Genomic DNA, 12,800 nt, shown 5'->3' with positions numbered 1-12,800 from the left:
AGAACTCAGCAAGACGCCGCATATCACTATTTCTCAATAATTCGAACCGTTGCCGTGCGTCCAGAAACAAATGCCAGTGGATTCTGCGGTTGCTCATCTAACACGATCTTGACAGGTACACGTTGTGCTAAACGCACCCAACTAAAGGTCGGATTCACGTTAGCGAGTAAATTAGAACTGCCTGAGCGTTCACGATCTTCAATTCCCGTTGCTACCCCTTGAACATGCCCTTTAATCTGTTGACGATCACCCATGAGTTGCACCGTTGCCTGATCACCAACATGAATACGATTGAGTTTTGTTTCTTCAAAATAACCCACCACATAAAGCTGATGGCGATCAAGTAAAGCGGCAACGGCTTGCCCCACATTGACATAGCTTCCGACACGCAAATCAAAATTTGATAAAGTTCCATCAGCAGGTGCAACCACTTCTGAACGATGTAAATTTAATTGAGCTAAATGCAAACTGCTTTGTGCGACTTCTATCAGTGCTTGTTGCTGTTGAATCGCTGCATTGGACTGCTCAATACTTGCAACCAGTTGCTCACGCTCTGCGACAGCTTGATCACGAGTTGCAAATACTTGATCCTGCTCTTGCCTTGAAATCGCACCATCCATGAGGCTGGCATAACGCGCTGCATTCTTTTCAGTCAGCTTCATATTGGCTTCAGTTTTGATCAAACTGGCTTTCGCACCTGCCAAGTTTGCATGAGCTTGTGCCAAACCCGCCTTGGCCTTAGCCAAATCAGATTTTGCTTGTTCCACATCTAAAGCCTGACGTGCGACATCTATTTTGAAAAGCACCTGCCCTTTTTTAACAGTCTGGTTATCCTGTACCAGAACCTCTGTAACCAGACCGTTGACATCTGATGCGACCTGAATCACATCACCCCGTACACGGCCATCTCTCGTCCACGGTGCGGCATTGTAGTAATTCCATAAATGCACGACCGCATAAACAGCGATCACGATCGCAACGAGTAATACCACAGGACGTATGACTTTTCGCACCTCAAATGCCTTCATGTTCATTACCTTTACCACTGATTCTTTAAATCATTAAATTTCGAATTGAGTGTTTATTAAAAAACCTTAGACCCACAGCCACACGAATAGCCCATGGACCAGTAGCAACAATGCCAAGTAAAAACACAGATTAAAAATACTCGGCAGTGCAATCCAACCCTTGATGACCAATCGGTCGACCCATGGACTAATCAGCTTAAACAAGACATAAGCGATGATGGCTTGCACCAAAAGAATGGGGATATAAATCCCATAAAGATTAATTTCACCCATGTGACACACCTACGCCTGACATTGCCACATCCATTTCATCGGTTGGAATATGACCAATGCTTTCACAAATATTATTCAGAGAAATCAACAGCCGTTGCTGTAATTGAGCATCTTCAATCTGCTGAGCAATGCGATGCAGTAGATTGATTTGCTGCACAATAGATGTTGAGAAATGATGCGATGCACTTTGTTTCTCTTGGGCTTGGAAATACTGAGCTAATTGCTGCTGTAATACTGCGACCTCAGTTTGCAGCGCGGGTAGCTGCGGTAGTTTTTGACTAATTTCTTGTAGCCGCACCAAATCAACAATCGAGCTGCTCTCAATCAATGCATTTTGAATCGCTGTTTTAATCTCAGGATTTTGCACCAACTTGGTATTCAAAATACCCACGCGATCCAACATACTGCGTAAATGGATTTTAAAATCACTACCATAAGACAGGCTTAAGGCTTGACGCATGGCTTGATAATGCAAAGCCAAAATACGTGTGGCACTGGTATCAGGTGAAACGGCACGAACCAAATCAATCACAATTAGCGACACCAATACGCCCAAGATCATTGCAAAAGAGCTATCCAAATAAGAAACCGCATCCATCGTATATTGGTTATGCAGATTCAAACCCATCATGGTGTTGATCCCAAGTACCATACCAATCGGCATCAGCATTTGATTGGCCATCATGGTTACAGCCACAAGGAACATTGGAAACAGGACCAAAGCCAGTTGCCAAAAATGTGTGACATGCGGAAAAATACCAAAGGCGTATAAAAAGACCAAACCCGCAGAAAAAATACTGCCCCAAATAAAAATCCGTAACACAGGCACAGGATTATCCAAAGCAGTCAAAATACACGCCGTCACCGCACCCATTTGCGCCATCATAAATCCAGCTTTCCAACCCGAAAGAATCCATGCGCCAGTCACAATAAAAGTAATCAATACCGCACTAATGCCACCACGAACAGCGATGCCATGATCACGATGTAAACTTGGGTACTTGGTGGTAATCGCGGTAATTTCGACAGGAATATCTTTGTTGCCTTGCTGGATCTGCTGCCAAATAAGCTTTACCGCCAAAATATTGGCAATAAAATGACGCACATCCATTTTCAATGCCGCCAAGACAATTTGCTGTTCGGACGTTGCCAGAACCATAAGTTCAGCAAAATCCTGTTCAAAACTGCTCGGTAAGCCCTGTAAATCACTCGCTTTTAACACGCGATCTTGTTTTAAAAATGCCAAGCTATGCTGAAGAATCAGATCCAAGTGCGGTGCTAGATTGCTCATTTGCATTTTTTCAAGCTGTTTCACGCGTTGAGACAGTGCCACCAGATTGGCGACCACTAACGACACCTGATGCAACATTTCCTGCAAAGGCTTGGTCATCCCATTCAACTCACCTTTTTCATAGGCCAAATGAACTGCCAAAGCATGAATGTCGGAAGCATCACGCGTGATCACAGACAGAATTTGCGTATCATCGTCTGAACTTGTCTGCACACTCATTAGATTCCTAAAGGTACTTTCCAGATCACTTAAGGTTTTATTGACACGCTGCTTGATCATTGCACCAACATGAACGGGTAAAACCGTTGCAGAGACGACCGCTGTTGCAATCACACCGATTGAAATTTCTAACACGCGCGCCAATGCAATATCAAAAATATTGTAGACATCAATATAGGTAATCGCGTTATACACAATCATGGCGGTTGAATAGCCAGCCAACATAAAGACATAACTACGTGGTGTACGATCAAGCAATGAAACGTATAAAGCAAAGCCCACCCATAAAGACAAAATAATGGTAAATAACCATGGCGTATTAATAAAATGAGGGGTTAACAATAAGGCAATCATTGCCCCAACTACCGTCCCAACTAAACGATACACACATTTTGACGACACCATCCCTGAGTAAGGATTGGCAATAATCAATACCGTACCAATCGACCACATTGGATTAATTAAATCGAGTTCAAATGAAATAAACAGTGCCAGCATGCCTGCCACAAAGGTTTTGCAGGCAAAAATAATGTCCAGTCGGCTCGGTCTAAAAGCCAACAACTGTTTAAATAGCATGAACGTGTCTCAATTCTGAGCCAGACTTTTCGCCCATATTCCTTCAACAACACCAATATATGTGATGACGAATTCAACTGATTTGGACAGATCCAAATCAGTTCGATAAGCGTAAAGCTGATGATAGGAAGTGATGTGCAATATTCGGAAAATTTAGAGTTATAACCCAAAAAATATCCAAATAAGACATTATGTGATCCATTTTTTCAAAACACGACCAATTAGTCAATACAAATTATCACCATTTGATAATATTTAATTTTAATTTAGAATAATACCGATAGAAGTGATCTTCTTTCTCATCATGACCATTGGTTTATTCAACCATCTCGATCAGATTTAAAAGTCCATACACGAACTCAGACTTTTCTGTTATAAAACAATAAAAGTTTGATTTTCACGTTATTTTTAAGGAGTAGATGCCCCATCATGGCAATTTCGAGTTTTGGTAAGATTCTCACTGTACTGGATCTATTCTCAGTTTCACGCCCGATTATCAATGTCGATATCATTTGTGATGAGCTTGCTCTATCCAAACCTACTGCCTATCGCTATCTTAAAGAATTAGTCGCGACCGATATGCTGAAACGCATTAGTGGCACGTCAGGTGACTATACTTTAGGATCTAAAATCGCTGTTCTGGACTATATTTCGCACAGCACCGATCCATTGGTGCAAACAAGTATTCCTTTTATGCGAGATATCGTTGAAAAAACTGAACTGTGCTGTTTGCTCACTTATCTAAACCATGATTATTGTATCGACCTACATCACGAAACATTTAAAGAGTCAGAGCTACTCTCATTTGGTCGTGGTTGTCCTCGCCCTGTTTATATTGGTGCATCACCAAAAATCGTGATTGCACATTTGAGCAAACAACGCATTCAAGCCTACTATCAACAATTCAGTCATGAACTGGCTCAGGTTGGTTTCGCACAAAACTTAGATGAATTCTCTCAACACATGCGAAAAATCAAGAAACAAGGCTTTTATTTATCACAAGGTGAGATCGACCCATCTGTTTGTGGTCTGTCAGTACCAATTCGATTTTCGAACAAAGAAGCGCCGATCGCGCTCACTTTGGTGGCATCAAAAAACCGTTTTGACTTCTTAAACATTCAAAAATTGACAGAAATTCTGCAAAACAATGCCGCACAAATTGAACTTAAATTTGCAACACTCTCAGAAAATCCATAAAGCCAAACTTGAGAATATAAAAAATATTTACATTTTTAGCCGTTGCTAAAATAGATGGATTCTCATATTATGATTATGTTCTTCAGCATACTCTCCTAAAAGAGCATGTTTCCTCAGAGAACTAAGCTCATCCTTGCTATGGGCTTTTTTCTTACCTTTATTTTTATATAGTCAATAAAAAGCCCTCCATCTGGAAGGCTTAGAAATTTTGAATGGATCGATCAAATATCTATTTTAAGGTTGTTTCAAGTATGGCCACGCTGCTTTGAGATAGATAAACATAGACCATAATGTCAAAATCACAGCTGCATAAAGCAAAGCATAGGCCCACATTTCGAGTGGTTTCCAATTCAACAGAAACACACTAATCGCAATCATTTGAAAAGCAGTCTTATACTTCCCTACCGTTGAAACCGCAACATTGGTACGCGCACCGAGTTCAGCCATCCACTCACGCAAAGCAGATACCGTAATTTCACGAGAAATAATCACGATGGCAGCAAATGCCATAGAAATGGTCGGTTGCCATTGCACTAAGACAATGAGCGCCGCTGCAACCATTAGTTTATCAGCAACAGGATCAAGGAAACGTCCGAAAGCTGAACTCTGATCTAATGTCCGTGCCAAATAGCCATCGAACCAATCCGTAAGCGCAGCAACGACAAAGATTGCTGTCAGCACCATATGGCGAAGCATTCCACCATGATGTTCAGCTCCAATGGCTGGTGGCCAATAAGCGATCACCAAAAACACTGGTATTAAAGCAATACGCGCCAAGGTTAAGATATTGGGAATGTTCAGGATTTGCCCTGTACTCATAAACACCGCCATGTTGTTCGCGTCAAATTTGCATATTGCACAAAGGATGTACCGAGAATGTATCCATCTGTAAGCAACTTTATACGAAATATAGTTGAATGTCGATTAGGCAAAAACGGCAACCGTCTGTCTTAACACGGCAATGAGCTGATTTTGTTGATCCCAAACATAAGCATATTCCGTTGAATACCCTTGATGGGCAAACTCAGTGACGACCTTATATTTAAACCAATCCTGAATTTGATGTGCAATTGGACTTAAATAAGTAATCTGCCATGTCAAAGAACTCGCAGGCGCTGGGGTCTTAAACATCGGCAACACACCTGGCGGCCAAACATCCATTAAAGCAAACAAATCTGCAAGCTGCATGTCACGATTGGGATGTAAAGCAGGTGAAAAACGACTCCAACCACCAAAATCAGGGACCTTACTTCCCGCCATTGGGTAGCTCCCCTCTGCCCAACACAATTCAAATTGTTGTAAGCATTCTGGCATCAAACCTTCGAGATAGAAGGTTTTTTCCAATTGTTCAGCCATCGGATAATCAGGAACTTGAGGCAAATTACTCACGTGGATCCGAGACTCACGCTGTGAACCAAAACTTGCAACTAAAATACTCTGTACTGCGTCATCTTGCCATAAACGTATTTCTAAGCTAGTGACTGATTTTCCTTGTCTTAAAATCTCAGCACTCAGCTTTGCTCGCCCTTGTTGTACAGGGCCAACGAAAGTGACATTACAACTTAAGAGTTGTTTTGCTGCATCATTCACCACACTCAGCGCTTTTTGGATCATTAAGCCTGCAACTAAACCACCAAATACTGTGCGACCTTGTAGCCATCCCGATGGAATATCAATCCATTCTTGTTGTTCGATCTGTTGATAAATCGGGAGTAGTGACATATTGATTTCCTTGATCGCTCTGAATAAATGTTATCTTTCTACTTTTTAGCGTAAATGTGAATGATCGATCTGGCTAGAATTACAGAACAATTATGTCAATTCAGTATGCTGACACCATAACACGATCAATCGATCACTCGGTTCAACGCGACCTATCCCACGATCGTGCAGCATCATCTACTCATGCAAGATTTTATAAATGGTGCGTGCCATCACCTCACCTAAACCTTGAACCAGCATAAGCTCTTTTTCAGATGCCCTCAGTACACCTTGTATCCCACCAAAATGCGTCAGTAAATCACGACGGCGTTTAGGACCTAGCCCAGGAATCGCCTCCAATACAGAACTACTGCGACGTTTATCACGCTTCGCTCGATGCTTGGTAATCGCAAAACGATGGGCTTCATCACGGACCTGTTGAATCAAATGCAAAGCTTTATGATCTTCTGCCAATTGCAGCTTAGTGCCATCGGTAAAATGTAGCGTTTCCAAACCCGCTTTACGCCCCTCACCTTTAGACACCCCAATCATAAAAGCATCTAGTGCTAACTCTTGCATCACCTCCATTGCCATATGCAATTGACCTTTACCACCATCGATGAGGAGTAAATCAGGCAATATATTTTTCTTATAACGACGGATTAATGCTTGTCGCATAGCGGCATAGTCATCACCACCCGTAATATCTTGAATCGCAAACTGACGATAGTCCCGCTTTCTCGCGCCGCCTTGATCAAAGACCACACAGGATGCAATCGGTGCTTCACCCATCGTATGGCTAATATCAAAACATTCAATTCGGTCAATCGGACGCCCCACCACTTGCTCAAGCTGATGAAAACGTTCGTTCAATTCTAGATAATTACTGAGCTTACCTTTAATGGCATGCTGCACATTCATTTGTGCCAACTCTAGCCACTCCGCCCGTGTTTCACGTACTTTATGCTTGATGTGGACTTTCTTGTTAAAGGTCTGTTGTAATGCTTCTTCGAGTTGGGGGCGATCTGGCACCTCAATATTTACAATCAACTCAGTCGGTACTTCATCTGCTACCTGAAAATAAAAGTTCGCAATAAAATCACTGAGCATTTGCCCCAAATCACCTCCCAACATATCTGGAAAATAACTTTTTCCTCCAAGCATTCTTCCGTTACGAACATACATGATCTGCACACAAGTTACGCCCGCTTGATAGGCAATCGCTAAAATGTCGGCTTCACCTTTAACTTTAAAGACTGCCTGTTGTGCCTGAACCTCACGCAATAAACCCAAACGATCCCGATAGAACACTGCCTTTTCAAACTCAAGTGCTTCAGCCGCTTGCTCCATTTTTCCAATCAACTCTTGATTCAGCTCTTTGGTGTCGCCTTGTAGAAAGCGAATCGAGTTATCAACATCTTCTTTATAAGCTTCAGGGCTAATCAATCCCACACAAGGTGCAGTACAACGTTTGATTTGATACTGCAAACACGGACGTTTTCTTTGGGCAAAATAGCTATTTTCACACTGCCGTACATTAAATAATTTTTGTAAGGTGAGCAAAGTATCTCGAGCACTATAGGCACTCGGATAAGGTCCAAAAAACTTACCAATTTGATGTTTGCCTTTGCCACGTCCACTGGCAATACGCGGATAGGGCTTATCCGCTGAGACAAAGATATAAACATAAGATTTATCATCCCGCAGCATAATATTATACGGCGGACGGTGCAGTTTTATGAGATTTTGTTCGAGTAATAAAGCTTCTGTTTCTGAACGAACAATCAGCGTTTCAATGTCATAAATACGCGCAACAAGGGCTTGTGTTTTAGGATGCTCAATAGTTTTAACAAAATAGCTGGATACACGATTTTTTAAATTTTTTGCCTTACCCACATACAGTAACTCACCCTCTTTGCTGAGCATTTTGTAAACACCAGGCAATTGGGTCATGTGAGTCAGGATGGTTTCAATGTGTTCACGTGCGTTTGAGTTCACAGTAGATTTTCATGAGCAGAATTACTTTGATGATGTAGTCTATGCACACGAATTTCAAGCCTAACTCGGTGAAATCCATGTGCTGCTCAGGTAATGATTAGAATACTCGACCCAAAAATCGATCAACCTGCTTAAATGCCGATTCATTAAAGAAGTCACACGCCAATACATTGTTCGGCTGCGCAGTATTTACCTCTCTTTCATTGTGAAAAAAGCCCCAATATTCTCGCGATTGATGGCGAATTCGAGTATCCGCTAACTTAAACTCAGTACTCGGTTGGAAAGCCGTCCATGCGGCATTTTGCCAAATTCCTTGATTTAGAATATTACTGTTTGTACTAACATGGGAAAGGCTTTGTGTTGGATATAACTCAATATAATTTTGGGTACTGAGTTGAACTTGTTTGTTCCAACATGTTGCGCCTGAAGGGAACTTATCTTGAGTGGAAAATAGTAATGCTTGAATAATTTGCAAGGTTGCATCACTCATTAGGGGTGTATCTCTAGCTTGAGTGAACAAATAACCAATATAATCTGAAACGTTTAACCCCGACAAATCAATTTTTTGTAATTGATAAGTGAGTTTGAAAGATGCTTTTTGACCAAAATTATAAGGTTCGTATTCTAAAACCGAATCATTAAAAATTGCTTTTGTTCCGATCAGATATGCACCTGCTGTAGTTTGTGGCGGAAGTATGGTCGATATCTCATCTTTAGTTAAAAAGTTACGTAACGCTTCTGTCCGTAATTTTGGCGTTTCCGAATATGTTAAAGAAAGAATTTTATCCTTATCGACTTGATATACTTTTTTGATTAATCCGTTTGAAGTATTAGATGCCTCAATATCGTAGCTATAAAAGCCTTTATTGTTAGAATCTAAGCCACCGTAAATATCATCATTTTCGTCTGTGCAAGCGACCAAACTTAATACACTCATACATATCAATAATTGTTTTTTCATTATGTATTCTCATCATTCAAAAGCGCATTGATTATCTACTTTTATACCATTTGATACAACTAGACACTGATTCTGGTGATGCTCTGGTGGGGATAAAAAAACCCTGAAAATCCGTTAAGACTTCAGGGCAGAATATAAATCTATGTGTTCAGCACAGCTAGTGAATCAAAGGTTATCGCTCACCTTAAAATACATAAGGTCGAACAAAAATTACGAAGAACAAGCCAAGCATAATGAACCATTTCAAAAAGTAATAAAGCTGACGATTTGATTTCTTCAACGCCTTGGCTTTAATACGGACTTGATAGACATAACCAAATGCTTTATTTAGGCCGCCAGTTTGATCGCCCACTTCATTGGGTGAACTTGCCGCAGTCATCACACTTTTGCCAAACCAATGATTAAACTTTTCCATGAAACGCGTTTTTAATGGGCGCTCTACGTCAGCAAAAAAGATAATACGGTTTTGATCGGTTTTATTTTCAGCATAGTGAATATAGGTTTCATCAAACACCACACTCTCACCATCACGCCAAGAATAACGCTCACCATCGACATCAATGAAACAACGATCATCGTTCGGTGTAATCAGACCTAAATGGTAACGCAATGAACCTGCATAAGGATCACGATGGCGAACCAAACGGCTATCAGGTGCAAGCTCTGTAAACATTGCAGCTTTGATACTTGGGAGTGTTTTTAATAAAGCCGTTGTTTTTGGACAAAATTCTGATGCTGATGGATGTGCAGAGTCATACCATTTCAAATAGAAACGCTTCCAACCCGTTTTAAAGAATGAATTAAAACCCAAGTCATCATAAGTACTTGATGCTTTAATACCACCTTTGTCATAAAGCGCTTGCGCTTCATCACGGATCATTTCCCAGTTTTCATCCAGAACTTTTAAGTCCTTGAAATGCTGTGTGTCGATATAGGGTTGATTCGGCACGCTGGAAAACATGTACATTAAATAGTTAACGGGTGCGAATAGCGTTGAATGGTCAAAAAATTGACGATAAAACGAGTGTCTAACTTTACCACGGCGATGAACATAGAACGCCGAAATGATAAAGATCGCTAATATGATCCACTTAATCATTAGATTACTCTATCTTTTTAGCTGAAAACCAAATGCCAGTTTGAGAACCAAATATCAAAATCGCACTCAAAATAAGCTTGCTATTCTAGCAAATTTATATGACTGAATACCAATTTACTTTGTTTAAAGCGGACAAATAAGGCTTTGGAGTTATCTTTAGCAATCAAAGAGAAATAGTTAAAAACATCATTAAAAATTTATTTTTCTTCGTGACTTAAAAGTCTCACTAGAAAGTTACAACAAATTGATGACCACTGCGTCACGCCTTGATACAACTTGTTATGTCCTTTTTAGATATAGTTATCGTAAGATTAGCGAAGCTTTTTTGTGTGCCTAACCGCATACATGCTTTATGACATCAACTCAGAATCCTCCACAACAAGGGAGATCAGGCATGATCCACGCTGGCAATGCCATTACCGTCCAAATGCTTGCGGACGGAATTGCAGAATTCCGCTTTGACTTACAAGGTGAGTCGGTTAATAAATTTAACCGTGCAACCATTGAAGACTTCCAAGCAGCGATTGCTGCGGTTAAAGCCAATAACGATATTAAAGGCTTAGTTGTAACTTCTGGAAAATCAACATTTATCGTTGGTGCAGATATCACTGAATTTGGCGACAACTTCGCCGCAGGTGAACAAGCAATTGTTGATTGGCTTATGCCTGTACACGAAATCTTCAACAGCTTTGAAGATTTAGACATCCCTAAAGTTGTTGCTATTAATGGCATGGCGTTAGGTGGTGGTTTTGAAATGTGCTTAGTCTGTGACTACCGTGTCATGTCGGAACAAGCACAAGTCGGCTTACCAGAAATCAAATTGGGTATCTATCCTGGTTTTGGTGGTAGCGTACGTTTAAGCCGTTTAATCGGTATCGACAATGCCGTTGAATGGATGGCAATGGCGAATCCGAAGAAACCTGCTGCTGCACTTAAAGATGGTGCTGTAGATGCGGTTGTTGCTGCTGACAAACTACAAGAAGCTGCCGTTGACTTGGTTAAACAAGCCATTGCGGGTCGTTTGGACTGGAAAATAAAACGTCAAGAAAAATTAGACGCGATTAAATTGAACCCACTTGAACAAATGATGGCGTTCAATACAGCGAAAGGTGCGGTACTTGCGAAAGCAAACCCTGCGCAATACCCTGCTCCAAAATTATTGCTTGATTCATTACAAGCAGGTGCAACCTTAACACGTGATGATGCATTAAAAGCAGAAGCACAAGGTTTCGCAAAAGCTGCGATCACACCACAAGCAGGTGCATTGATCGGTTTATTCATCAACGATCAAGTTGTGAAGAAAACTGCGAAAAAATATGAGAAAGGTGCTCACCCAGTAAACCAAGCAGCTGTTCTAGGTGCTGGTATCATGGGTGGTGGTATTGCTTACCAAGCGGCGAGCAAAGGCACACCAATCATCATGAAAGACATTGGTAACCCACAACTTGCACTTGGTATGAAAGAAGCGAATGGCTTACTGACCAAGCAAGTTGAACGCAAGAAAATGAAAGCTGCGCAAATGGGTGAAACACTTGCTCGCATCCGCCCGACTTTAAGCTACGATGAGTTTAAAGAAGTGGATATCGTGATCGAAGCGGTGACTGAAAATCCAAAAGTAAAAGAAATGGTATTGGTAGAAACTGAGAAAAATGTTCGTGAAAACACGATCATTGCATCAAACACTTCTACAATTTCAATTACACGTTTAGCAAAAGCATTACAACGTCCTGAAAACTTCGTTGGTATGCACTTCTTCAACCCAGTACATATGATGCCACTGGTCGAAGTTATTCGTGGTGAAAAGACTTCTGACGAAGCGATTGCAACCACAGTTGTTCTTGCTCAGAAAATGGGTAAAACACCAATCGTTGTGAACGACTGCCCAGGCTTCTTAGTAAACCGTGTATTGTTCCCTTACTTTGGTGCATTCGACCTTCTTGTTAAAGACGGTGCGGATTTCCAACAAGTAGACAATGTAATGGCGAAGTTCGGCTGGCCTATGGGTCCTGCATACTTGATCGACGTTGTTGGTATCGATACAGGTGTTCATGGCGCTGAAGTCATGGCTGAAGGTTTCCCTGACCGTATGAAGCCTGACTACAAAGGTTCTATCGAAGCGATGTACGAAGCAAAACGTCTTGGTCAAAAGAATGACGTTGGTTTCTACAAATACGTGTTAGACAAGAAAGGCAAGAAAGCGAAAACTGTTGATCCAACAGCTTACGAAATCATTGCACCTTTCGTTACGGGTGAAAAACGCGAGTTTGACAACCAAGAAATCATTGACCGCATGATGCTTGCTTTCTGTAACGAAACTGTTCGTTGCTTAGAAGACAACATCGTTGCAACGGCTGCTGAAGCAGATATGGCAATGATTATGGGTGTAGGTTTCCCTCCATTCCGTGGTGGTCCATGTCGTTACATCGACCAAACAGGTGTTGCTGAATACCTTGCGCT

10 protein-coding genes are annotated in these 12,800 nt (G+C 41.3%); 2 read left to right on the top strand and 8 right to left on the bottom strand.

The window, feature by feature from the left end; all coding sequences use genetic code 11:
* Nucleotides 1-26: 26 nt before the first annotated feature.
* The 3 genes from J2Y37_RS08475 to J2Y37_RS08465 form a co-directional block, all read right to left on the bottom strand.
* Entirely contained in the window at nt 27-1,028 is a 1,002-nt protein-coding gene (locus tag J2Y37_RS08475) for an HlyD family secretion protein (protein ID WP_005194760.1), read from the bottom strand.
* Nucleotides 1,029-1,094: 66 nt separating this feature from the next.
* Nucleotides 1,095-1,301 (bottom strand): DUF1656 domain-containing protein, encoded by a 207-nt coding sequence (locus tag J2Y37_RS08470; protein ID WP_004668345.1) that lies wholly within the window; start codon nt 1,299-1,301, stop codon nt 1,095-1,097.
* Nucleotides 1,294-3,387, bottom strand: a complete 2,094-nt coding sequence (locus J2Y37_RS08465; RefSeq protein ID WP_349032538.1) for an FUSC family protein — start codon at nt 3,385-3,387, stop codon at nt 1,294-1,296. The genes J2Y37_RS08470 and J2Y37_RS08465 overlap by 8 nt, the downstream gene beginning before the upstream one ends.
* A gap of 429 nt (nt 3,388-3,816) precedes the next feature.
* Between J2Y37_RS08465 and J2Y37_RS08460 the strand changes: the two genes are divergently transcribed.
* A complete protein-coding gene (locus J2Y37_RS08460; RefSeq protein WP_349032537.1) occupies nt 3,817-4,584 on the top strand; it encodes an IclR family transcriptional regulator C-terminal domain-containing protein in 768 nt (255 codons plus the stop codon).
* A gap of 234 nt (nt 4,585-4,818) precedes the next feature.
* Here J2Y37_RS08460 and pgsA read toward each other — a convergent pair whose 3' ends face one another.
* The 5 genes from pgsA to lpxO form a co-directional block, all read right to left on the bottom strand.
* Nucleotides 4,819-5,403, bottom strand: a complete 585-nt coding sequence (gene pgsA, locus J2Y37_RS08455; protein ID WP_004668339.1) for a CDP-diacylglycerol--glycerol-3-phosphate 3-phosphatidyltransferase — start codon at nt 5,401-5,403, stop codon at nt 4,819-4,821.
* A 105-nt stretch (nt 5,404-5,508) separates the two neighbouring features.
* On the bottom strand, nt 5,509-6,306 hold the full coding sequence (locus J2Y37_RS08450) for a thioesterase family protein (protein WP_004668338.1): 798 nt from the start codon (nt 6,304-6,306) through the stop codon (nt 5,509-5,511).
* Nucleotides 6,307-6,483: 177 nt separating this feature from the next.
* Nucleotides 6,484-8,283, bottom strand: coding sequence for an excinuclease ABC subunit UvrC (uvrC, locus tag J2Y37_RS08445; RefSeq protein ID WP_349032536.1), 1,800 nt, complete (start codon nt 8,281-8,283; stop codon nt 6,484-6,486).
* Nucleotides 8,284-8,380: 97 nt separating this feature from the next.
* Nucleotides 8,381-9,244, bottom strand: a complete 864-nt coding sequence (locus J2Y37_RS08440) for a hypothetical protein (RefSeq protein ID WP_349032535.1) — start codon at nt 9,242-9,244, stop codon at nt 8,381-8,383.
* Nucleotides 9,245-9,428: 184 nt separating this feature from the next.
* A complete protein-coding gene (lpxO, locus tag J2Y37_RS08435) occupies nt 9,429-10,343 on the bottom strand; it encodes a lipid A hydroxylase LpxO (RefSeq protein ID WP_004668333.1) in 915 nt (304 codons plus the stop codon).
* A 394-nt stretch (nt 10,344-10,737) separates the two neighbouring features.
* On the opposite strand from lpxO, the gene fadB reads away from it, so the two are divergent.
* Nucleotides 10,738-12,800, top strand: a 2,063-nt coding sequence (fadB, locus tag J2Y37_RS08430) for a fatty acid oxidation complex subunit alpha FadB (protein WP_349032534.1), incomplete at its 3' end; no start/stop codon positions are given.

Source organism: Acinetobacter sp. 3657 (assembly GCF_031456775.1).
Lineage (GTDB): Bacteria > Pseudomonadota > Gammaproteobacteria > Pseudomonadales > Moraxellaceae > Acinetobacter.
Note: the sequence above shows the minus strand (reverse complement) of the source record. Positions and strands in the feature narration are given on the sequence as shown.